This is a genomic window from Spirillospora sp. NPDC046719 (assembly GCF_040645715.1).
GTDB lineage: Bacteria > Actinomycetota > Actinomycetes > Streptosporangiales > Streptosporangiaceae > Spirillospora.
This window is the reverse complement of record NZ_JBEYYT010000137.1, coordinates 1-22,197: the sequence shown is the minus strand read 5'-3', so window position 1 is coordinate 22,197 and position 22,197 is coordinate 1. Positions and strand designations below refer to the sequence as shown.

24 protein-coding genes are annotated in these 22,197 nt (G+C 73.2%); 19 read left to right on the top strand and 5 right to left on the bottom strand.

Annotated elements, in window-relative coordinates; all coding sequences use genetic code 11:
• Positions 1-39: 39 nt before the first annotated feature.
• Complete coding sequence (locus ABZ914_RS23365) at positions 40-915, bottom strand: oxygenase MpaB family protein (RefSeq protein ID WP_500195617.1); 876 nt, start codon at positions 913-915, stop codon at positions 40-42.
• 318 nt (positions 916-1,233) lie between these two features.
• On the opposite strand from ABZ914_RS23365, the gene ABZ914_RS23360 reads away from it, so the two are divergent.
• Complete coding sequence (locus ABZ914_RS23360; protein ID WP_190857158.1) at positions 1,234-1,593, top strand: hypothetical protein; 360 nt, start codon at positions 1,234-1,236, stop codon at positions 1,591-1,593.
• A gap of 120 nt (positions 1,594-1,713) precedes the next feature.
• On the opposite strand, the gene ABZ914_RS23355 is transcribed toward ABZ914_RS23360, so the two are convergent.
• Positions 1,714-2,730, bottom strand: a complete 1,017-nt coding sequence (locus tag ABZ914_RS23355) for an alpha/beta fold hydrolase (RefSeq protein WP_500195615.1) — start codon at positions 2,728-2,730, stop codon at positions 1,714-1,716.
• A gap of 223 nt (positions 2,731-2,953) precedes the next feature.
• On the opposite strand from ABZ914_RS23355, the gene ABZ914_RS23350 reads away from it, so the two are divergent.
• From ABZ914_RS23350 to ABZ914_RS23340, 3 genes are all read left to right on the top strand, one after another.
• Positions 2,954-3,958 (top strand): ABC transporter ATP-binding protein, encoded by a 1,005-nt coding sequence (locus ABZ914_RS23350; RefSeq protein WP_500195613.1) that lies wholly within the window; start codon positions 2,954-2,956, stop codon positions 3,956-3,958.
• Complete coding sequence (locus tag ABZ914_RS23345) at positions 3,955-4,797, top strand: ABC transporter permease subunit (protein ID WP_500195611.1); 843 nt, start codon at positions 3,955-3,957, stop codon at positions 4,795-4,797. Before ABZ914_RS23350 ends, ABZ914_RS23345 begins: the two co-directional genes overlap by 4 nt.
• An 881-nt stretch (positions 4,798-5,678) precedes the next feature.
• On the top strand, positions 5,679-6,731 hold the full coding sequence (locus ABZ914_RS23340) for an alpha/beta fold hydrolase (RefSeq protein WP_500195609.1): 1,053 nt from the start codon (positions 5,679-5,681) through the stop codon (positions 6,729-6,731).
• A gap of 502 nt (positions 6,732-7,233) precedes the next feature.
• On the opposite strand, the gene ABZ914_RS23335 is transcribed toward ABZ914_RS23340, so the two are convergent.
• Complete coding sequence (locus tag ABZ914_RS23335; protein ID WP_500195607.1) at positions 7,234-7,947, bottom strand: class I SAM-dependent methyltransferase; 714 nt, start codon at positions 7,945-7,947, stop codon at positions 7,234-7,236.
• Between the two features lie 167 nt (positions 7,948-8,114).
• Here ABZ914_RS23335 and ABZ914_RS23330 point away from each other — a divergent pair, with 167 nt between their 5' ends.
• Positions 8,115-8,525: a hypothetical protein gene (locus tag ABZ914_RS23330; RefSeq protein ID WP_500195605.1), complete on the top strand. Its 411-nt coding sequence runs from the start codon at positions 8,115-8,117 to the stop codon at positions 8,523-8,525.
• Here ABZ914_RS23330 and ABZ914_RS23325 read toward each other — a convergent pair.
• Together ABZ914_RS23325 and ABZ914_RS23320 are read right to left on the bottom strand one after the other, a co-directional pair.
• Positions 8,453-10,018 carry an amidase gene (locus ABZ914_RS23325; protein WP_500195603.1) on the bottom strand — a complete coding sequence of 522 codons (1,566 nt, stop codon included), beginning with the start codon at positions 10,016-10,018 and terminating at the stop codon, positions 8,453-8,455. The genes ABZ914_RS23330 and ABZ914_RS23325 overlap by 73 nt on opposite strands.
• Positions 10,015-10,329: a hypothetical protein gene (locus ABZ914_RS23320; RefSeq protein ID WP_190857143.1), complete on the bottom strand. Its 315-nt coding sequence runs from the start codon at positions 10,327-10,329 to the stop codon at positions 10,015-10,017. The genes ABZ914_RS23325 and ABZ914_RS23320 overlap by 4 nt, the downstream gene beginning before the upstream one ends.
• 525 nt (positions 10,330-10,854) lie before the next feature.
• Here ABZ914_RS23320 and ABZ914_RS23315 point away from each other — a divergent pair.
• The 14 genes from ABZ914_RS23315 to ABZ914_RS23250 form a co-directional block, all read left to right on the top strand.
• Positions 10,855-11,049 carry a DUF3500 domain-containing protein gene (locus tag ABZ914_RS23315; protein ID WP_500195601.1) on the top strand — a complete coding sequence of 65 codons (195 nt, stop codon included), beginning with the start codon at positions 10,855-10,857 and terminating at the stop codon, positions 11,047-11,049.
• Positions 11,050-11,169: 120 nt separating this feature from the next.
• Entirely contained in the window at positions 11,170-11,403 is a 234-nt protein-coding gene (locus ABZ914_RS23310; protein WP_190857141.1) for a hypothetical protein, read from the top strand.
• Between the two features lie 315 nt (positions 11,404-11,718).
• Positions 11,719-13,056 (top strand): MFS transporter, encoded by a 1,338-nt coding sequence (locus ABZ914_RS23305; protein ID WP_500195599.1) that lies wholly within the window; start codon positions 11,719-11,721, stop codon positions 13,054-13,056.
• 35 nt (positions 13,057-13,091) lie between these two features.
• Positions 13,092-14,180, top strand: a complete 1,089-nt coding sequence (locus ABZ914_RS23300) for a sugar ABC transporter substrate-binding protein (protein WP_500195597.1) — start codon at positions 13,092-13,094, stop codon at positions 14,178-14,180.
• Complete coding sequence (locus ABZ914_RS23295; RefSeq protein WP_500195595.1) at positions 14,180-15,097, top strand: MBL fold metallo-hydrolase; 918 nt, start codon at positions 14,180-14,182, stop codon at positions 15,095-15,097. The genes ABZ914_RS23300 and ABZ914_RS23295 overlap by 1 nt, the downstream gene beginning before the upstream one ends.
• On the top strand, positions 15,094-16,632 hold the full coding sequence (locus tag ABZ914_RS23290) for a sugar ABC transporter ATP-binding protein (RefSeq protein ID WP_500195593.1): 1,539 nt from the start codon (positions 15,094-15,096) through the stop codon (positions 16,630-16,632). Before ABZ914_RS23295 ends, ABZ914_RS23290 begins: the two co-directional genes overlap by 4 nt.
• Positions 16,622-17,623 (top strand): ABC transporter permease, encoded by a 1,002-nt coding sequence (locus ABZ914_RS23285; RefSeq protein WP_500195592.1) that lies wholly within the window; start codon positions 16,622-16,624, stop codon positions 17,621-17,623. Before ABZ914_RS23290 ends, ABZ914_RS23285 begins: the two co-directional genes overlap by 11 nt.
• A 109-nt stretch (positions 17,624-17,732) precedes the next feature.
• On the top strand, positions 17,733-18,281 hold the full coding sequence (locus ABZ914_RS23280; RefSeq protein ID WP_500195590.1) for a VOC family protein: 549 nt from the start codon (positions 17,733-17,735) through the stop codon (positions 18,279-18,281).
• Complete coding sequence (locus ABZ914_RS23275) at positions 18,278-19,036, top strand: SDR family NAD(P)-dependent oxidoreductase (protein WP_500195588.1); 759 nt, start codon at positions 18,278-18,280, stop codon at positions 19,034-19,036. The genes ABZ914_RS23280 and ABZ914_RS23275 overlap by 4 nt, the downstream gene beginning before the upstream one ends.
• Positions 19,033-19,923 (top strand): beta-keto acid cleavage family enzyme, encoded by an 891-nt coding sequence (locus ABZ914_RS23270; RefSeq protein WP_500195587.1) that lies wholly within the window; start codon positions 19,033-19,035, stop codon positions 19,921-19,923. The genes ABZ914_RS23275 and ABZ914_RS23270 overlap by 4 nt, the downstream gene beginning before the upstream one ends.
• A complete protein-coding gene (locus ABZ914_RS23265; RefSeq protein WP_500195585.1) occupies positions 19,910-20,338 on the top strand; it encodes a hypothetical protein in 429 nt (142 codons plus the stop codon). Before ABZ914_RS23270 ends, ABZ914_RS23265 begins: the two co-directional genes overlap by 14 nt.
• A gap of 2 nt (positions 20,339-20,340) precedes the next feature.
• The gene (locus ABZ914_RS23260; protein ID WP_500195584.1) at positions 20,341-20,757 is read left to right on the top strand and encodes a hypothetical protein; all 417 of its coding nucleotides are present in this window, start codon (positions 20,341-20,343) and stop codon (positions 20,755-20,757) included.
• Positions 20,754-21,749 carry a dihydroxyacetone kinase subunit DhaK gene (locus ABZ914_RS23255; RefSeq protein WP_500195582.1) on the top strand — a complete coding sequence of 332 codons (996 nt, stop codon included), beginning with the start codon at positions 20,754-20,756 and terminating at the stop codon, positions 21,747-21,749. The genes ABZ914_RS23260 and ABZ914_RS23255 overlap by 4 nt, the downstream gene beginning before the upstream one ends.
• A 16-nt stretch (positions 21,750-21,765) precedes the next feature.
• The coding region (locus tag ABZ914_RS23250) for a DAK2 domain-containing protein (protein ID WP_500195580.1) at positions 21,766-22,197 on the top strand (432 nt) is incomplete at its 3' end.

The following is a 22,197-nucleotide window of genomic DNA, read 5'->3' as shown; positions in this document are numbered from 1 at the left end:
GGTGCGCGTAGATGCCCAGCATCGGCGGTCTCCGGTGGGTCAGGTGCGGCCGCGCCGGCGGCGGTCGCGGCGGCTGGCGAGGGTGCGGTCGACGCGGTGCCGGGCCAGCCGGACCAGCAGCGGCCGGGGCGGGCGCCGCAGGAACGCCGGGGTGAGGTGGTGCAGGTCGGTGGCGGTGCGCAGCACCAGGTCGGCGGCGCGGCGCCGGTTGTGGGTCCAGGGCAGCTCGTACTGGTCGCGCAGCGCCTCCGGCAGCAGCGCGGTCGTGACGAGGCGGAACACCGCGAGCGCGGGCGCGAGGGCGCGCAGCTTGCGCGGGTACAGCACGGCGGCGGCGACCTCGCGGGCGGTGTCGGTGACCTCCAGCGACGCCACCGTCTCGGCCATGTAGGCGCGGAACGCCGCCAGGTCGGGCGGCTGGGCGTCCAGGGGGCAGCCGAGGACCTCCGCGACGATCCGCGCCTGCCGGTAGTACTCCTCGGCGAGGTCGGGCTCGCCGTCGCCGGGCCGCATGACGTGCTCGTAGATGTACAGGGCGGAGTCGATGAGGGTGGCGTTCACCCACAGCTGCAGGTCCGGGTCGTTGCCGGAGTAGCCCTCGCCGCGGACGGCGGTGTGGACGCCGCGGACCTTCGCGGCGATCCGCCCGACCTGCTCGGGCGTCCCGAACGTGGTGACGAGCAGGAAGTCCAGGGTGCCGAACAGCCGGGCGAGGGGCCGCTCGGCGAAGTCGCTGTGCTCGGCGACGCCCCGCGCGACCGCCGGGTGCGCCAGCTGCATGAGCAGGGCGCGGCCGGCGCCGAGGCCGACCAGCGGCTCGGCGGCGAGGGTGCGCAGCACGTCCCGGTCGGCGAGCCGCTCGGCGAGCAGGCCGCCGGAGGGCACCGGCGCGGACGAGGCGCGGGGGGTGGTCACGGGGCCTCCCGGGGTCGGCGGCCTGTTCCTCCCGCCATCCTCCCGCAATTATTGGCAGGGCGTCAATAAAACCGGTCGCGGCGCGGGCGGCGGCGGCCGCCGCGGGTGGCCGCCGCCGGTCCCGCGCGTCCGCCCGGCCCGACCTGTATGGATTCGTCGCTGCAAATTGCGTCAAGACACGAAAAGACGCGCTACGTCGGGGCGGTGGTGGCACAATCAAGGCCTCTGACAACCCCCGAGGGCAGTGGGACCGCCGGTGCGGCGCCGTGACGGCGGCCGCCGGGCCGCCCACGCGCTCCGCGAGAAAGGTCCCCACCCGTGGCCATCCGCGACAAGATGCGCGCCAACGCGGCCCACGTCCTGCAGCCGGGCGAGAACGTCCAGGCCGTCTTCGGAGCGCAGACGACCAGCCAGTACTTCGCCCTGCTGTCGTACTGGATCATCCTGTTCACCAACGCCTACCGGGTCGTGGTGGTCACCGACCGGCGCATCCTGGTGTGCCGGTCCGGGCGGCTGCGCATGACGCCGGTCAACGAGGTGCTGCGCGAGCTTCCCCGCCACACCCGGATCGGCCCGCCCTCCGGCCTGTGGTGGCGCTGCGACTCGCTCGGCGAGCGCCTCTACGTGCACAAGCGGTTCCACAAGGACATCAACGCCGCCGACGGCGTCGCCGCCTGACCTCGGGACCGCCACGGCTCGGCGCCCTCCCCGCACGCCCCGCGGGGAGGGCGCCGTCGTGTCGGGGCGCCGCCGTGCCGGACGCCGTCGTGCCGGACGCCGTCTCGGGCGTTCGCGGGGTCAGGGCGCCGTCGCCTGGACCGCGTCCGCCACCTGCCGGGGATGCGACACCAGCGACAGATGGTGCGCGCCCGGGATGATCACGGGGGAGGGGGCGCCGATCCGCCGCGCCGTCTCGAACGGCGACCGGCGCGAGAACACGTCGTCCTCCGCCCCGAAGACCACCGCCTTCGGCACCCGCACCCGGCCCAGTTCCGCCACCCGGCCCGCGGGAAGCCCCACCACCGCCTGCATGTTCCACAGCGCGTCCTCCGCGCCCGGCATCTGGAACGGGCGCCGCCACTGCTCCACGCCCGCCTCGTCCAGGCGCGGGCAGGACGGCCCGCACTGCGCCCGGTAGAGCGTCCGGATCGCCCAGTCCGTCCGGACGACCAGCCGGGTCACCGTCGTCCGGTACGGGTCGCGCAGCACGAACCGCAGCTTGTCGGACCCGGAGCCGGCGCCGGTGTCGAGGGCGTCGCCGTCCAGGAACACCAGCCCGGACACCCGCCCCGGCTCCCGCAGCGCCGCCGCCGCGATCACCCCGGCGCCGCTGGAATGCCCCACCAGCGTCGCCCGGTCCAGGTGCATCGCGTCCAGGAAGCCGAGCAACTGGGCGGCCTGGCGCGCGGCGTCGAACGGGCCGCGCCGCTCGCTGTACCCCCAGCCGGTCAGGTCCAGCGCGTACACGCGGTGCCGCGCGGCCAGCAGCGGCGCGGCCGACGCCCACGTGTCGGCGGACTCGAACGCGCCGTGCACCAGCACCACCGGCGTCCCGCTCGTCCCCCACGCCCGGTAGCGGGTCCGGACCCCGTCCGCCTCGGTGAACAGCGCTCCGGCCGGGGGCTTCGCCCGGCCCGCCGTCGCCGCGTTGTAGGCGAAGGAGAACACGGTGACCGCCGCCAGCAGCACCACCGCGGCGATCAGCAGGCGCCGTCCCCACCTGCGCAGCCGCGGACGGCGGCGCCCGGCGGGCTCCGGCGCCGGCGCGGCGGACGCGCCGGGCGGCGGCGCGGGCGGATCGGTCACAGCGGTCATCACTCCTCCAGGGGGTCGTGATCATCCTCCCCGGAACGGGCCCGCTCAGGCGTCCGGCGCCGGGAGTGACCACGGCTGCTCCCCGCGCGGTACGCGGGCCCCGCCCGCCGCCCCCGATGCCCTACCAGGGGTGGAGGCGCATCGGCTCACGGGAGGATCCGCGCGGCCCGTCCCCCGCGCTAGTGTGATCCCGATCACTGGAACCGACCCCCGGGACGCGCGCATGATCGAGGCGGAGCACCTCACCAAGCGCTACGGCGACAAGACCGCCGTGGACGACCTGTCCTTCACCGTCGTCCCCGGACGGGTGACGGGATTCCTCGGCCCCAACGGCGCCGGGAAGTCGACGACCATGCGGCTGCTGCTCGGCCTGGACCGGCCCACCCGCGGCGACGCCCGCATCGCCGGCCGCCACTACCGCGACCTCCCCGCCCCGATGCGGGTGGTCGGCGCGCTGCTGGAGGCCCGCGCCGTGCACACCGGCCGAAGCGCCTACAACCACCTGCTGTGCCTGGCGCAGACGCAGGGCATCGGGCGCCGCCGCGTCGACGAGGTCGCCGACCTCGTCGGCCTCACCGACGTCGCCCGCAAGCGCGCCGGCGGGTTCTCCCTCGGCATGGGGCAGCGGCTCGGGATCGCGGCCGCGCTGCTCGGCGACCCGTCCGTGCTGATCCTGGACGAGCCCGTCAACGGCCTGGACCCCGAGGGCATCGTCTGGATCCGCACCCTCATGCAGCGGCTCGCCGCGCAGGGCCGCACCGTCTTCGTCTCCAGCCACCTGATGAACGAGATGGCCGTCACCGCCGACCACCTCATCGTCATCGGCCGCGGCCGGCTCATCGCCGACTGCTCCACCGAGGAGTTCATCGAGCGCAGCACCGAGAAGATGGTGATCGTCCGCAGCCCGGACGCGGCCCGGCTCGCCGGCGTGCTCGCCGCCGAGGGCGCCAAGGTCGCCCCGGACGGCGACACCGTCCTCACCGTCACCCACATGGAGGCGCCCCGCGTCGGGGAGCTGGCCGCCGCCGAGGGCGCCGTCCTGCACGAGCTGACGCCGCGCCGCGGCTCCCTCGAGGCGGCGTTCATGGAACTGACCCGCGACAGCGTCGAGTACGGCGCCGTCGCCGGACCGGACGCGCCGGCCGTCCCGCCGCCGTCGCCGCCGGGCGGCGCCGGGGCCGCGCCCGCGGAGGGCACCGCGCCCGCAGAGCAGGGGGAGAAGCGATGACCGCCGCCGACGCGCCCGCCCGCAAGCCCGCGAGCGACCCCGCCTCGTTCGCCCGCCCCGGGTTCGGCCGCCTGATGCTCGCCGAATGGACCAAGATTCGCTCGGTGCGCTCCACGCTGTGGTCCCTCGTCCTGCTGGTGGTGCTCGACCTCGGCTTCACCGCGCTGTTCGTGGGGCTCACGGTCGGGCAGTGGGACAAGGCCGACGCCGGCGACCGCGCGCGGGTCGTCGCCGACCCGGTCGGCACCATCCTCGGCAGCGGCTTCTCGCTGAGCCAGCTGACCGTCTGCGTCCTCGGCGTGCTGGTGATCGCCTCCGAGTACTCCACCGGCATGATCCGCGCCAGCCTGCTCGCGGTGCCCCGGCGGCTGCCGATGCTCTGGGCCAAGGCCACCGTGTTCGCGCTGATCGTGCTGGTCTTCGGCCTCGTGGTGTCGTTCGTGTCGTTCTTCATCGGCGCGGCGATCCTGCACGGCAAGGCGCCGGTGGCGATCGGCGACCCCGGCGTCCTGCGCGCCGTCATCGGCGGCGGCCTCTACCTGGCCATGCTCGGGCTGTTCGCGCTCGCGATCGGCGCGATCGTCCGGCACCCCGCCGGCGGCATCACCGGCGTGATCGCGTTCGTGTTGGTGCTCGCGCCGCTGGCCCAGCTGCTGCCCGGCAGCATCGGTGACCACGTGCACGCCTACCTGCCCTCCGAGGCGGGCCACCTGATCGCCCAGGCGCACCAGGGCAAGGACGACCTGCTGACCCCGTGGCAGGGCTACGGGGTGTTCGCCGCCTGGACCGCCGCGCTGATGGCCGTCGCGGCGTACCTGCTCAGGCGCCGCGACGCCTGACTCCGCTGGGCCCTGGACCCGGGCGGCCGACCGCCCGGATCCAGAGCCGCGCGGACCGGCACCACCTTCCCCGCCCGACCGCCCGCCCGCCCTCGCCGGGTCAGGTCCAGCCGCGCCCGCGGCGGCGGTCATCGCGGCCGGTAGTGAGCGCGGCTGGTCAGAGGGAAGCGATGAATCATTCGCCTGTCAACAAGATCACGGCGCTGCGGGCGGACATCCCGTAGGCGTCGGCGAAGACGGCCGCGGGGAGCCCGTCGCGGAAGACCACGCTGCCCGGCAATAGTCGCGGTGGCCGACCAGTTCGACACCAGTGCCGATGAGCGGGATGTCGCGTGTGCTCGACAGCGTCGCCCAGATGGCGCTGGCAGGTGGTGTCCAGCGCTGCGCGGCGTCATGGGGCCGCCGGATCGGACGAGCCGAAGCGGCGAGGACGTCCTCGCCCGCCGCCGCGGGTGGAAGCGGTTCGCGCGGAACATCGCCCGGCACGAACGACAGCACCTCTCGCCCGGCCCGCCGCGCGGATGATGCTCGGGGTCGCACCGTCTCCTACGGGCGGCTCCTCATCTCTCGCCAACGGACGTGACCTCGAAGATCATTGAGTTCTGCCCAGACTGCCGAGCCAACGCCGTTGCTTGTCGTCAGCGGGCAAAACATGTGGGCCGACCACATGTCTTCCTGCGAGTGGATCACCTACCGTCGTCGGTGCTACGACGGGGATCGCGGCGCCAGGTGGCGTGGTGGGCCGAAGCGCGTTGCGCACAACGGGCATCGCCGCTATGGCCACCACCGCGCGGGTGACCAGTGGCAAACGTCTGGAATCTCTGCCGGTGGCTCCGTGACCGAGCCGCAGGTCGCCGGCTGGCTCGGCGGAAAGGAACAGCGTGACCACCCTTCTTCCCGGCGTGATCGCACGCCGCGTCCGCACCGGGCGGCTGACCGTCAACGTGCTCGAGGCGGAGAACCGTGCCGGAGTGCCGGTGCTGTTCGTCCACGGCAACGTGTCGTCGAGCCTGTTCTGGCAGACGACGATGCTGGCGCTGCCCGAAGGCTTCCGGCCGCTCGCGATGGACCTGCGCGGTTTCGGCGACACCGACCCCGAACCGGTGGACGCCACCCGCGGCCTCGACGACTACTCGGACGACCTCGCCGCACTCGTGTCCGCCCTGGATCTCGCCCCGCTGCACCTGGTCGGCTGGAGCATGGGCGGAGGCGTACTGCTGCGGTACCTGCTCGGCGCCCCGGCGGCGATCGCGTCCCTGACGCTGGTGAACCCGGTGTCACCGTACGGTTTCGGGGGCACCCGCGGTACCGACGGCCGACTGTGTCATCCCAGTGCCGCCGGCTCCGGCGCCGGTAGCGCGAACGCCGAGTTCGTGCAGCGACTGGCCGGCGGTGACACCGGCCACGAGTCCGCGTTGTCACCGCGGCAGGTGCTGCTGGCGCACTACGTCAAGCCGCCGTGCGTGCCGGCGCACCTGGACATGCTGGTGGAATCCATGCTGTCCACCCGCGTCGATGACGACCACTATCCGGGCACCACCGCCACCACCGGCGACTGGCCCGGGATCGCACCGGGGGAGCGTGGCGTGCTGAACACCATGGCACCCACGCACCTGCGGATCAGCGATCTGTCCGAGGTGGACCCGAAACCGCCGATCCTCTGGCTGCGGGGCGCCGACGACGTGATCGTGTCCGACACCTCGCTGTACGACCTGGCCTACCTGGGATCGATCGGCGCGATACCGGGCTGGCCGGGCGCGGAGACCTTCCCGCCCCAGCCGATGGTCGCGCAGACCCGCACGGTGCTCGACACCTACGGCGACTATCGCGAGAAAGTGATCCCGAACTCCGGGCACGCACCGCACCTGGACCAGCCCGCCGCCTTCCGCGCCGCGCTGATCGAACATCTCACCGCGGCGCCCCCGGGACGGTAGGACGCCCGTTGCCCTCGTTAGCCCTGGCCGTCGACGGCGAAACCGGCGCCGAGAATGTCGGCGAACTACGGTCCCGCGGGCCGGCCTGATGGCGGGATACCAGTTCCTGCCGGACGCCCTCGAAAACGGCTGGCTGCACATCTGAGACCTGAGGCATCAGGACGCAGACGGCTTCGTCGACCGCGCAAAGGACCTGGCGGTGTTCGGTGTACCCGTCCGCACCTGGGGCGAGGCCGCAGAGGAGTGATGGCGGCCCAGGGCGGGACCGGCCCGGCCGAACTGGACGCGCGCTGCCGAGAGCGCCCGGGCGGGCTCAAGGCGAGTACCGCGTCGACGAGCCGCTGCTCAAGCAGTTCGCGTGCTACATCCCCTGAACGCCCCCGCGCGGCAGGCGCCTAAGTGGCCGGGCGGCGAACTCGGAGTGCCCGCGACGGAGGACGACCTCCCGGAAGCCGTGGGGTGCCAGGCGACCATGGGGCCTGGATCGTGCCGGTAGGTGTGTTCAGGGGGTGGCCGGTTTGCGGGCGGTGAGCAGGCGGGTCGGGACCCACGGACTGCCCCACCACGCGCGCCAGCCGAGGCCGCGCACGCGGATGTCCTGGGCGTTCAGCCGGGCCAGCACCGCGGCGTACTCGCGGGGGGTCCGCGCCAGGTCGGCGATCAGCAGGCGGCCGCCCGGCCGCAGCACCCGGTACGCCTCGGCGATCGCTTGGGCACGGGCGTCCGCGCCGAAGATGGTGTGCACCGTCAGGCTGGACACGACCAGGTCGAAGCTCGCCTCCGCGTACGGCAGTCTGCGCAGGTCACCCCCTTGCACGCGAACGCGGTCGGCGACGCCTTCGGCGCGGGCGTTGCGCAGGGTCGCCGCCGGGGTGTTGCCGGACTGGTCCCGTCCGCGCCACAGGTCCACGCCGACCGCCCGCCCCTGCGGGAGGCGCCGGGCGAAGGCCAACAGGACGGCGCCCCGTCCGCAGCCGAGGTCGAGCAGCCGTTCGTCGCCACGCAGGTCCAGCTCGTCCAGCACGTCCCGCCAGACCAGGAACTTGCCTCGCAGGGTGGCGTGCAGGCTCAGGGTCAGGCATCCCGCCAGCAGGGTGCCCGAGACCAGCGCGGGCAGCGCGGCGGCCGGATCGGCGGTGACCGCCATCACCAGCCCGGTCACCCAGAACCCCAGCACGACCAGGCCCACGAAGCCGAACCCATAGGGCGCATCCATCCCATACCGCGCGGCAGGCATCCCGCCACTCTGCCACGAACCGGTCGCTCGGGGGCTGGCTGGTCCACCGCCGACCAGCTCGCCGCCGAGTACGCGACACCATGGTGACGTCCGCGACCGCGGCGTGTGGACGGACGCCGGGGCTGAGCGCGACTTGGTGCTCCGCGTTGGTCGCCTACGACCACGGGCAGGACGTCGCGCTGCGCGTGGCACGGCGGCTGGTGATTTACCTGAAACGGCCCGGCGGGCAGAGCTGGTTCAACGCTTCGCTCGACCGGGTCGCCACAGTCATGGGACGAGCCGTAGTCCGCAACCGCGCCGGCGATGGCGTTCTCATCAAGGACTTCACCGAACCCGACGGGCTCCACGTGCTGCGCCGTATGTTGGTTTTGCTGGCTGCGCTGCTCGAAAGTCGTGTCCGCCCATGTCCGGCCATGGTGGGCTCTCTGCGGGCAGGCCCGGAACCGTGTCCGGTCCCGGGCCTCGCCCTACGGGGGCGCTTGTTTCAGGCGCTCTGCCGGGCGGCGCTGACGGCGTCGATCCGTGGTCGTGCGGCCAGAGTCCTCAGCTTGGACTGAGGCGGATCGGCGGGCCGGCGCCAGTGCCAGTCCGTGACGGCCTGGTAGGCCGCCACCACTTCCAGCAGCCGGTCCTCCTCGTACGGGCCGCCACCGAGGATCGTGCCGACGGGCACCCCGGAATCGAATCCGATCGGGAAGCCGATCTCGGGCAGCCCGAGGATGTCGAAGGGGACCGGACCGGTCTGCAGGAGGACGTCGCAGTCGTTCAGCAGCCCGTCGAGGACCTGGTGGAGCAGGTGGGTCTTGGCGCGCTGCCCGGTGATCCATTCGTCGCCGGACAGCATCAGTCCGCCGAGCCAGCTCAGGACCGAGACTCCGAACAGTTTGAGGTCCTTCTGCAGCCAGGGCCGGAACGGTTCGGTCCGCTCGGACAGGCGCACGTCGTTGAACGCCCCCGTCAGCAGGGACCAGTCGTCGGGGTAGGAGACCTGGACGGTCCGGGCGCCCGGGATCGCCTCCAGGGTGGCGAGGAACTTCTTGCGCAGCGCGAGCACCGGTGCGCTCACTCCGGTCAGGTAGTCCGGGGGGACGCCGATGCGCGTGGTGCGTCGCAGTCGGACCTTGCCGTTGGCGCGCACGGGCGTGGCCGCGCGGACGAGGTCGGGCACCGCGGGCAGGCCGAGGGTTCGCACGTCATGGGGGTCGGGCCCGGCGAGCACCGTCATCATGATCGCGGCGTCCAGAGCGTCGCGGGCGAGTGGTCCGCTGTGGTCACGGGTGAACGACAGGGGGATGACGCCGTAGATCGAGGTGCGGCCCATGGTCGGCTTGAGCCCGGTCAGGTTCTGCTGGTTCGATGGCAGCACGATGCTGCCGCCGGTCTGCGTGCCGATCGACGAGGTGGCCATCCGTGCGGCCACGGCGCAGGCGGGGCCGGTCGAGGAGCCGCCGGGATCGACCGAGGGGTCGGTGGGCGTCCAGGCGTTGACGGTCGTGATCCGGCCGTCGGGGGTCGTCGCCCGGGTGGTGGCCAACGGCCCCATCTGCCCCTTGCCGATGACGATCCCGCCGGCGTTCTTCAGCCGGGCGACACCCGTCGCGTCATAGCCGGGAACGAACTGGTCGAAGATGAACGAGTTCGCGGTCGTCCGGACCCCGGCGGTGAAGTAGTTGTCCTTGATGCACAGGGGGATGCCGGACAGCGGGCCGCCGCGTTCCCGGTCGGCTCTCTTCGCAGCGGCGAGCGCCTGCTCCCCGGTGACGGTGACGAACGCCTGGTAGGTGCCGTCGTGGGCGGCGATGCGGTCCAGGTGCGCTTGGACGAGCCGCACCGCGCTGATCTTGCGGTGGCGGAGCAGCGTGGCCGCCTCCGCCAGCGTCGCCTCGGTGGGATCGGCCGCAGCCTCCGGACGTACCGGGACGTCGGGGATCGTCAGCCGGCGGGTGGTGGCCAGGGCCGGCGTCGCGCCGGGCGCGGTCGCCAGAGCCGCGGCGGCGGTCACCGCGCCCGAGCGCGCCAGGAACAGCCGGCGGGAGACCGAGCGGCTCATCGGGTCGCCGTCCAGGCCGTGGTGATCGAGGGGTACTCCAACGGCGGATCGGCCTGCTGCGACAGCGCGGCGGAGTCCGGGCCCTCCGCCGGCGGCCGCCAGCCGCCGATCGCGGCGGGCCGTCCGCCGGGCCGCGCGCCGCCGCTCTTCGCACCGGCGAGGAATGTCCGCAGGTACTCCATGGCCTGCGCACGCGACGGCGCGCCGGTCGTGGCATCGGGCGACTCGGGAAGCTGGTTCAGATCGACCCCCGCCAGCGCCAGCCGCGCCGTGATGAAGGCATCGAGATCGTCATCCGACGGTAGGCCCATCGGCCCTCCTCCGCTTGTAGATCATGAGCGGTGAGGAAATCGGATGACCGTTTCCGGCATATTTCGCCCGTGTCGTAACTACGTAACGCCTGAGGTGACGCACCGGCGGCGTCGCGCCATGGCCGCCGTCTCGGCCTTGTCCGGGCTACGATCGCCTACCCACTTGGTCCGGATCGTGCTGAGTGATCCCGTCTGGCGAGACAGGATCACCGAGGAGGATCCGCGCGGGCTGCCAGCCTGTACCACCTTCTTCCTCAACCCCTGCCTGCCAGCAGAGGCGACACGATGTCGCACCTCCAGGACATATGGTGTAAACGGTTCTCGGATCCCACGCTCGACGAACTCGTCAATGGCATCTATTGCCAGGCGGAAGCGAGCAGTGAGTACACTGAAGCCGACCATTCGCGCCTGGCGATCATCAACCCCGGACGGGCATTCGCATCCAGGATCTGGACGCAGAACAGCGCCGTCTAGTGCGGCGACTCATCGGCCGATAACACGGGCCGCGCGCCGCATGGCCTCGTCGTGGCTTATGACGCCCACTATTTCCGCGACTCTGTCCTCAACGAAGTGCACTTCGGCTGGGCGGGAAGCGTCGAGGAGGGGGAGCCGCACTATTATCGAGTCCAAGGTCTCAGCATCCTCGTCGAGTACAAGAACAACGGGACGGCAACCACGCCCACTCGGTATGGCGCGACCTCCGATCGGACTTCGGCTTGACCGAGCCGGCCGAATACCGAGAGCGTCCCTACGGGCATTAGCCGGGCTCAGCGGGCGGCCTCGGCAGCCAGGCCAGGGCGCCCGCGCAGACCTGCACGACCGCGACCAGAAGGACGCACCATGGCCGATACCACCCCCGAGCGAGTCACCGTCCGGGTCCTGCTGAACATCGGCGACATCGCCGAGCTGGTCACCCCGGACCACGACTACCGGGACCCGGTGCGGGTGCCGGCCGCCGACATAGCGCGTGACGCCGGCCTGCCCGCCAACGAGCTGCCCGGCCGGAGGTTCACCGCCGTCCCGGACGGCGAGGGGTTCCGCGGCTACCGGCTGGTGGACGACCCGCGGCTGTAAGGCCCTGGCCCCGGCCCTTACGCACCGCCGCGTAAGCACGGCCGAGCAGCAACTTCGCGTGCCCGTCCAAGAGGTGCCCGGGGTGGCGCCGTCTCCGCGTGACCTGCGTTCTGACGGGGGCGCAGGCAGGGGCCGGGCGCTCGCCGACCCGTCGGTGCCCCGGTGGCGAAATCGGGGGTGGCCTGGCCGTGATCTCGAGGGGTTCGCAGGTCGATTCCCGATGAACGGCACCGGCCTGTGGTGACGGGGGCGGGACCACCTCATTCTGTGTGGCCGGCGTCACACGGCGCCCGTCGGAGAATCGAGGTGGAAGGGATGCGTGATGTCCCGGAGCGGACGGACGTGGGGCACCGCGCCGTCCGCAAGGTGACGGCGCGGTTCATGCCGTTGATCGGCCTCTGCTACGTCGTGGTGTACCTCGACCGCCTGAACATCGGCGTCGCGGCGTTGACCATGAACGACGAGCTGGGGATCTCGGCGTCGGCGTTCGGGTTCACGGCCGGCGTGTACTTCTGGAGCTACACGATCTGCGAACCGCCCAGCAACTACATCCTGACGAGGATCGGCGCCCGGCGCTGGATCGGTCGGATCATGGTGACCTGGGGCCTGGTGACGATGGGCACGGCGGCTGTGCAGGGGACGACCGGCCTGGCCTTCGCGCGGGTCGTGCTGGGTGTCGCCGAGGCCGGTTTCTCGCCGGGGATGCTCTACCTGGTGTCGCGGTGGTTCCCGCGGCGCGAGCGCGGGCGGGCGATGGCCTGGATCGTCGCCTTCATCTGCCTGTCCTCGCTCGCCACGCCCGTCACGACGCACCTCCTGGACTTGGACGGCCTGCTCGGCCTGTCGGGCTGGCGGTGGGTGTTCGTGCTCACCGGGATCCCGGCGGTCGTGCTGGGGTGCGCCTGCGTCCGGTTCCTCCGCGACGATCCGAAGGACGCCGCGTTCCTCACCACCGCCGAGCGGGACTGGCTGGTCGCCGAGCTCCGCGGGGAGGACCGGGAGACGACGGAAGCGCACGGCGAGCCGGGGTTCGCCCGCGCGCTGGTGCATCCACGCGTGCTGGTCCTGGTGGTCGTGTTCGTCTGCGTCACGTTCAGCCTGAACGGGTTCCAGCTGTGGATCCCGCAGATCCTGGCGCAGTTCGGGCTGTCGCGGAACCAGGTCGGCTGGGTCGCCGCGATTCCCGCGCTCGTCGCGATCGGGCCCGTGCTGTGGTGGATGCGGCGGTCGGACCGGCGGCAGGAGCGTATGACGCACTTCGCCGTGGCCGCCGCCGTCGCGGCGGCCGGTTTCGGGCTCGCTGCCGTCTCCTTCTCCGAACCCGCCGTCGCGATCGCCGGATTCTGCGTGGCCGCCGTCGGCCTCTACGGCGCCATGGGCGTGTTCATCACCATGCCGTCCTCGTTCCTCACCGGGGCGGCGCTGGCCGCCGGGTTCGGCGTGATCAGCGGCGTCGGCAACCTGGGCGGCTACTTCGGGCCGCAGGTCACCGGCTGGATCAAGGACGCGACCGGCGGCTTCACCGCCGCGGTCGGCGTGTACGCGGTCGTCCTCGCGCTCGCCGCCGCCATCGTCGTCGCCCTCGGGGCGGCGACCCGCCGGACCTCGCCGGCCCGCCCGAAGGCTCCCGCCGAATCGGCCGCCGGTTCCTGACCGGCCGCCTTCCCACCCACAGAGAGTCTCGTGCCGTGAAGTTCCACAGTCGCGCCACCACGCCCGTGGCGGCCCTCGTCCTCGCGCTCACCGGCGCGTCCCTGACCGCCTGCTCCGGCTCGACGGCGTCGGGCTCGGGCGCATGCTCGCGCCGCGTCGCCGTCGACCAGTACAAGATCCCCGCCTGCGGCCCGCTCCGGCTCGCCGTGTTCCTGCCGGGGACCAACAACGCCGACCTGCAGTCCCGGGTGACCTACCTGAAGTCGGCGATCAGGAAGGTCCCCGGCGCCTCGATGACGATCTTCGACGCGAAGTTCGACACCACGACGCAGGTCGACCAGATCCAGAACGCGCTGCAGAGCCGGAAGTACAACGCGGCCATCGCGGCCCCGATCGACGGCCGGCTCACCTGCGCCGCCCTGTCCAGGCAGGCGCCGGCGGCGGGAGTGCTCGTCGCCGTTCCGAATCTCGCCCTGTGCGGGCGGACCTCCGAGGAGGCCGCGGCGCTGCGCGCCCCGGGGACCCTGACCTATGTCGGGGGCACCCAGTCCCCGCAGTACTGGCGCGACTACCTGACCTGGATCGCCCGGCGGCTGGGCAAACCGACCAAGTTCCTCGCCCTGACCGACCCGGCGGCGCCGTTCCCGCTGACGAAGAACTTCCAGACGGCACTGGCCGACGTGACGCGCAGGTACCCGGACCTGGACGTCGTCGCCACCGCCGACACCGACCTGACGGTCGCCGGGGCGTACCAGAAGGCGCGCGCCCTGATCCAGGCCCATCCGGAGGCGACGGGGCTGATCACGATGTTCTCCACCGAAACGCAGGGGGCGTTCCAGGCCCTCAGGGCGGCCGGCCGGTCGGACCGCTTCCAGATCTACGACAAGGGCGCCACCCCTTGGGCCGTCCAAGCGCTCAAGGCCGGCGACATCGCGGCGACGTCGCCGGAACGCCCCGTGACCTCCACCGCGCGCATGCTGGCCGCGCTGGTCGACGCCCGAGCGGGCAAGAAGGTCGAGCCGGTCTACCTCAACGACGGTGCCGCGACGCCCGCAAAGGCGCCCGCGTCCGGATTCACCGTCTTCACCCGCGACACGCTCGGCGACTACGAAGGGCAAGGCTGATGACATTCCAGATCACGGTCGGCGAGGCGACCGTCACCCAGGTCACCGAGCTGACGCGCTGGCCGTTCCCGCCGGGGGAGCTGTTCCCCGGCGCCACCGGTGAGCAGGCCGCCCGTGCCGCCGCCGAGTTCGGGCCGCGCTTCGTCGACCCGGCCACGGGCGAACTCGTCCTGGCCATCCACACCTATGTCGTGCGGCTCGGCGGCACCACGCTCGTCGTGGACGCCGGCAACGGCAACCACAAGGACCGTCCCAACCTTCTGCCGCACCATCGGTTCGACACCGACTTCCTGGACCGCTTCGAGCGGACCGGTACCGCCGTCGCGGATGTCGACGTCGTCGTCAGCACCCACCTGCATCCCGACCACTGCGGCTGGAACACCCGGCTCGACGGCGCCCTCTGGCGGCCGACGTTCCCGGCGGCGAAGTACGTGTTCGGACGCACGGAGCTGAACTCTGTGCAGGCGCTCGCCGGGGCGGCTCCCGGTGAGGGCGTCGCGGCCGACCTCGTGCGCATGTACGACGACAGCGTGCGGCCCGTGCTGGACAACGGCCGCTGGGAGGTCGCCGATGACGGCCATCTCCTGGCTGAGCACGGCGGTACCAGCGTGGTGTTGCGGGCGGCACCGGGCCACACCGACGGGCACGTCGTCGCCGAGATCCGCTCGCCGGAGGGCGGCGCGGTCATCTGCGGCGACGTCGTCCACCATCCGATCCAGCTGCTGTACCCGGACCTCAGCCAGGCGGGAGACGCCGACCCGGCGGTGGCGCGGCGGACACGCGACACCCTGCTGGAGCGCTGCGCCCGCGAAGGGCTGCTCCTGCTCCCCGCGCACTTTCCGGCCGACCATCCGTTCAAGGCGGTCAGGGACGGCGGGGGCCTTCGGCTCACGCCCGTGACCGGGGAGCAGGCGTGAGCCGCGCCGGCGAGCCGGCCCTGGAGATCAGGTCGGTGACGAAGGTGTTCGGCGGGACGGTCGCGGTCGGCGACGTCTCCCTGACGATCGGGGCGGGAACGATCCATTCCTTCGTCGGGGAGAACGGCGCCGGGAAGTCCACCCTGCTCGGGATGCTCGCCGGACGGCTCGCCCCGACGCGCGGCGAGATCCGCGCCTTCGGCTCGGGCATCGGCGGGGCGTCGCCGCGCGCCGCCCGCGCGGCCGGGATCGTCGCGATCTACCAGGAGCTGACGATCATCCCGACGATGTCGGCGATGGCGAACGTGTTCCTCGCCGACCCGGACCGCCGGTCCACCGTCCTGGACCGTGCCCGGATGCGGCGGCGCTTCGCCGAACTGGCGCGTCAGGTCGGGTCGGCCGCCGACCCGGACGAGCCCGCGCGGGACCTCTCGGTGGCCGAGCGGCAGCTGCTGGAGGTGATGAGGGCGCTGGACGCGCACGCGCGCGTCATCGTGTTCGACGAGCCGACCGCCCCGCTGCCGCCGACCGCGCGGGAGCGGTTGCTGCGGCTGATGGGGCGGCTCCGCGACCAGGGCGTGACGGTGATCTTCGTTTCGCATCATCTCGACGAGGTCCTGGCGGTGTCGGACGAGGTCACCGTCTTCCGCGACGGCCGCGTCGTCGCGTCCCGGCCCGGCGGCCGGTGGACCAGGGACCGGCTGATCGAGGCGATGCTCGGGGAGGACGCCGCGCAGCGGCTGCGCTCCGCTGCCCCCGGCGGCCGGCCCGGCGCGGGTGAGCGGGAGGAGGTCCTCGCCTTCTCCGGGATCACCGTCGCCGGGGCGGTCGACGACGTCTCGCTGACCCTGCGCCGCGGGGAGATCCTCGGCGTCGCCGGCCTGGTGGGGGCGGGGCGCTCCACGCTGCTGCGGGCCATCGCGGGCCTGGAACCGGGCGCGACCGGACGGATGACCGTCCACGGGGCACCGGGGCCGGTGCCGCGCTCGGTCCGGCACGCGCTGCGCCTCGGCATCGGGCTGCTGCCCGAGGACCGCAAGGAACTCGGCCTCGTCGGAGGGATGACGGCGGCCGACAACATCGCCATGGGACGGATCGGGGCGGCGGCGCGGCTCGGGTGGACGACGCGGGCCGCGACGGCGGCCGCGGTGCGCGACCTCGCCGCCCGGTTCGGGGTCAGGCCGGAATACCTGTCCCGCCCGGCTCGGACGCTGTCGGGAGGCAACCAGCAGAAGCTGCTGCTCGCGCGGTGGGCGCTGCGCCGCCCGGCCGTCCTGCTGGCGGACGAGCCGACGCGGGGCGTCGACGTCGGCGCGAAGCGGCAGATCCGCGACTCCCTGCGCGCCCTCGCCGACGACGGCATGTCGGTCGTCATGGTCTCGTCCGAGCACGAGGAGCTGCTGGAGTCCGCCGACCGGCTGATCGTCCTCGCCGAGGGCCGGGTGACCGCCGAGCTGGACAACTCCGCGGGCCGGGCGCGCGAGAGCGACGTCCTGACCGCGGCGTTCGCGAGGGAGCCCCGCCATGTCGCTTGACCGGACCTACGAGCCGGGCACCGACGGCGAGGCCCCCGGACGGCCGGCCGCGCGCCGCACCACCCTGCTGGACCGGGCCTCGGCCTGGGGCATGCCGGTCGTCCTGCTCGCCCTCGCCGGGTGGGCCTCGATCGCCTACCCCGGCTTCCTCGACCCGGGGAATCTCCGCAACATCCTCGCCCAGAACGCCCCGGTCGGGATCATCGCGGTCGCGATGACGCTGACCATGGTCGGCGGCGGGTTCGACCTGTCCGCCGGCGCGGTCTTCGGGTGCGGCGGCGTCGTGTTCGCCGCGGCCTACCAGCACACCTCGCCGGTGCCGGCGCTGGCCTGCGTGGCGGTCGTCGGCGTCGTCCTCGGCGGCGTCAACGGCCTGCTCGTCACCCGGGCCCGGGTCAACCCGTTCATCGCGACGCTGGGCACCGGATCGATCTACGGGGGCGCCGCGCTGATCGCGTCGCACTCGTCCCCGGTCGTCGTGGACGACCCCGGGTTCACCCGGCTCGGGCAGGGCTCGCTGTTCGGTGTCCCGTACGCGATCTGGATCCTGGCCGCGGTGACCGCGGTGCTGGGGCTCGCCCTCGCCCACACCGTGTACGGCCACCGCCTCTACGCGGTCGGTGGCAACCACGAGGCGTCCCGGCTCGCGGGCCTGAGGGTCGACGCGGTCCGCACCTCGACGTACGTGATCGGCGGTGCGGCGGCCGCGCTCGGCGGCGCGATCCTCGCGTCGCGGTTGGGCGTCGGCCAGGGCGACGTGGGCGCGAACATCCCGCTGGAGGCGATCGCCATGGTCGTCATCGGCGGCACATCGCTGTTCGGCGGGGAGGGCTCGGTCCTGCGGACGTGCACGGGCATCGGGATCCTCGCCGTGCTCGGCAACGTCGCCGACTCCAACGGCTGGGGAGCGGAGGTCGAGAACGTCGTCCAGGGCTGCATCGTCATCGCCGCCGTCGCCCTCGACGCGTTCGTCCGCTCGCGGAGGGCGTGATGTGGCCGCGGCATTCCCGATCAACGGGTCCGGGGCATGGGCGGTGAGCGGGCGCCGCGACACGATCGGCGCTGAGAACGGGCCGCGGGCCCGCACCGGAGGAGGAGAAGTGAGCCGGAGTTTCGGCACCATCCGTCAGTTGGGCTACGTGGTCCCGGACATCGCGTCCGCGATCGCCCATTGGGTCGAGCGGTTGGAGGTCGGGCCGTTCTTCTACATCGAGCGCCAGCCGGTCAACGGCTTCACCTACCGCGGCGAGCCGAGCGATCTCGAGTTCAGCGTCGCGCTGGCCCAGGCCGGGCCCGTGCAGATCGAGCTGATCCAGCAGCGCAACGACGCACCGTCGGCGTTCCGCGAGTTCACCGACGCGGGCGGCGAGGGCCTGCAGCACATCGCCTACTGGACGACCGGATTCGACGACCTCGTCCGCAAGGCCGAGGCACTCGGATACCGGGAGCTGCAGAGCGGACGCTCCGGCAGCGGCGGACCCGACGAGCGCTTCGCCTACTTCACCGCGGGCGGGCACACCGGCACGGTGGTCGAGTTCTCCGAGGTGGCCGGACGCAAGGCGGCCCTGTTCGAGGCCGTCGCCGCCGCTGCCGCAGGCTGGGACGGCACCGACCCGGTGCGCGACATGACCGCGCTGGTGAACCGGTGACCGGGCGGACCGCCGTCATATCCGGCGGTGCCTCGGGCATCGGCGCCGCGACCGCCGAGCTCTTCCTGGAACGCGGCTGGGACGTCGTCGTCGCCGACCTCCGGGCCGGCGGCGCCGAGACGAGCGAGGCGTCCGGGGCCGTCCGGCTGCCGGTGCGGACCGACGTCACCGACGACGCCGCCCTCGACCGGCTGGCCCGCCTGACCCGCGACCGCTTCGGCCGCGTCGACGCCGTCGTGACATGCGCCGGCACCGCGGACAACGCGCCCGTCCGCGACGTCACCCCCGCCCGCTTCACCCGCACCCTCACGCTCAACCTGGTCGCCACCTTCGCGCTGTGCCGGCTGTTCGTCGACGACCTCGCCGCCACCGGCGGGTCGATCGTGACCGTGGCGTCGGTCTCCGGCCTGCGGGGCAGCCCGGACCGGGCGGCGTACTCGGCGTCCAAGGGCGGCGTCATCGCGCTGACCCGCCAGCTCGCCTTCGAGCTCGCCGCCGAGGGCGTCCGCGTCAACTGCGTGGCGCCGGGCTCCACACTGACCCCGCTGGTCGAGGCCGCGCAGGGCGGCGAGCGGGCCCGCCGGGCCATCCTCGACGCCATCCCGCTCGGGCGCTACGCCGAGCCGGGCGAGATCGCCGAGGTGATCGCCTTTCTCGCGGGCGAGGGCGCCGGCTTCGTCACCGGCCAGGTGTGGGGCGTCGACGGCGGCCAGCTGGCCGGCGCCGGCTGGAACCGTACGGAGGCCGCCCGATGAAGCCGCTGATCATCGGCGTCAACGTCAACGAGGGCACCGGCCGGGACCCGAACCCGCACGTGCCGTTCACACCGAAGGAGATCGCCGAGGCCGCCCGGGACTGCGAGCGCGCCGGGGCCTCCCTCATGCACTACCACGGCCGCACCCCGGACGGACAGGCCGACCACACGGCCGCGACCTACGCCGACATCGCCCGCGAGACGCACCGGACCAGCTCGCTGCTGCTCGCGCCGTCGATGGCGAACGTCCCCGGACACGGCGTCGAGGAACGCCTGTCCAACATCGCCCCCAACCAGGCCGACCCCGAGACCGCGGCGGACCTGCTCCCGGTGGACATGGGCTGCGCCAACATGGACCTGTTCGATCCGGAGGCGGGCGACTACGCCTCCGACGACCGGGTCTTCGTCAACGACGTCCGCACCCAGCGGGCGTTCCTGGAGCGGGCGCCGCGGCTGGGCCTGCGCCCCTACCTGGCGTCGTTCAACCTCAGCTGGACCCGCGCGATCCTCGCGCACGAGCGCGCCGGACGGCTCGCCCGGCCGCTCATCGTCGCCTTCGTGCTCGGCGGCGAGGAGTTCGTCGCCGCCCACCCCACCACCGCGGCGGGGGTGCGCGCCCACCTGGACGCCCTGCCCGCCGGCTTGGAGCTCGAATGGCTGGTCTCCAGCCATCGCGGCGACGTCCTGGACGTCGCCGACGAGGTCATCGCCGCGGGCGGGCACCTGGTCGTCGGGATCGGCGACCACCCGCACACCGCCCTCGGCCATCCGACGACCGCCGACCTGGTCGCGCGCGTCGCCGATCTCGGCCGCCGATACGGCCGCCGCCCCGCCACCACCGGTGAGGCACGACGGATCCTGGGGGTGCCCGAGCATGCGCATCGTTGACGGCCACGCGACGGCGCCCGCGGCCGTCCACCGGTCCGCCGGACGCACGGTCTGGGTGATGGACTCCATCGCCTTCGGGTCGCCCGCATTGCGGGGCGACGTCATCGTCACCGGCTCCCACGGCGGGATCAGCGCGGGGGAGTACGCCGCGTCGTACGGCATCGCCCTGGTCGCCTGCAACGACGCCGGCCAAGGGAAGAACGCCGCGGGCATCGCCGGGCTGCGGGCCCTGGACGGGGCGGGCGTCGCCGCCGTCGGCATCGCGCACGACTCCGCGCGGATCGGCGACGGCCACGACACCTGGGACAACGGTGTCGTCAGCTTCGTGAACGAGCGCGCCCGCACGCTCGGCATCCGCCCCGGCGGCCCGCTCAAGAGCCAGATCGTGGCACTCGTCGACCGAGGAGGGATCTGATCGTGTACCGAGCGACTGTGTGGTCGCGGGACGGGATGCGCGTCGTCGTCATGGACAGCATGTCCCAGGTCGAGGACGGCGACGCGGGCGCGATCGTCGTCGCCGCGTCCAACGGCGGCCAGGAGTCCGGGCGCTTCGGCGCCGCGGCGCGCTGCGGGTTCGTCCTGCTCAACGACGCCGGGGTCGGCAAGGACGAGGCCGGCATCGCCGGGCTCGCCGTCCTCGACGCGGCCGGCATCCCCGCGGCGACCGTCGGCCACGACACCGCCGAGATCTCCAACGGCGCCGACATGTGGGAGCACGGCGTCATCTCGCACGTCAACGCCGCCGCACAGGCGGCCGGCCTGGCGCCCGGAGCCCGGGCAAGACCGGCCCTGATCGCCTTCGCGCAGGCCCGGATCGTGGAGGCGGGCACATGAGCGGATACGTGCTGAACGAGCGCGACACCTTCGTCCGGCAGGCGGTGGAGGGGCTGGAGGCGGCCCACCCCGGACTCGTCCGGGTCCACGACGACCCGCTGTTCGTGACCCGGCGGACGCCCGCGCGCGGCAAGGTGGCGCTGGTGTCGGGCGGCGGTTCGGGACACGAGCCGCTGCATACCGGCCTGGTCGGCACCGGGATGCTCGACGCCGCCGTGCCCGGCGCGGTCTTCACCAGCCCCACGGCACTGCAGGTGCGCGACGCGGCGCGGGCCGTCGACACCGGCGAGGGCGTCGTCCTGATCGTCAAGAACTACACCGGCGACGTCCTGAACTTCAGGATCGCGGCGGACCTGCTCGGCGACCGGCACCGGGTGGAGGTGGTGGTGGTCGACGACGACCTCGCGACGGCGTCGGCGGACGACGGCGGCCCGGGCCGGCGCGGGACCGCCGCCGTCCTGGCGGTCGAGAAGATCTGCGGCGCCGCGGCCGAGGCGGGCGCCCCGGCGGATCGGGTGCGCGACCTCGGCCGCGAGGTGGTGGCCCGGTCCGCGACGCTGGGACTCGCCCTGGAGGCCTGCACCAACCCGATGACCGGGATGCGCTCCTTCGACCTCGCCCCGGACGAGATCGAGTTCGGCGTGGGCATCCACGGCGAGCGGGGCATCGGCACCCGCGCCGCCGGGACCGCCGCCGACCTGGTCGAGTCGCTCGTCCGCCCGCTGGTCGAGCACCTCGGCCTGCGGCGCGGCGACGAGGTCTCGGCGATCGTGAACGGGCTCGGCGCCACCCACGCGCTGGAGCTCGGGGTCGCGCTGCGCGAGGTGCGCCGGGTGCTGGCCGGGGACGGCATCGCCCTCGCGCGCTCCCTCACCGGCTCGTACGTGACCTCGCTGGACATGCGCGGGTTCTCGGTCACCCTCACGGCGCTGACCCCGGACCTGACCGACCTGTGGGACGCGCCGGTCCGCACACCGGCCCTGACCTGGTGAGAAAGGAAGAAACGAGATGACCGGCGACGACGCGCGAATGACCGGCGCGGACACACGCGCCTGGCTCCTGGCGTACGCGGACCGCGTCCTGCGCGACTCCGGCGAGCTGACCGACCTGGACCGCAGGGCCGGCGACGGCGACTTCGGCTGGAACATCGCCGCCGCGCTCGGCCGCGCGCGGACGGCGCTGCTCGACCCGCACGGCACGGCGAACCCGCCGGCCGTCTTCAAGGCCGCCTCGGACGCCCACCTCGGGGCCGGCGGCACGAGCGGGCCGCTGTTCGGGCTCTGGTTCGGGCGGCTCGCGCAGGGGCCCGGCGCCCCGTGGTCCGGGCGGGATCTCGCGCGGGCGTTCCGGGACGCCGTGGACGCCGTCCGCCGGCTCGGCGGCGCCGACGCCGGCCAGAAGACGATGGTGGACGCCATGATCCCCGCCGCCCAGGCGCGG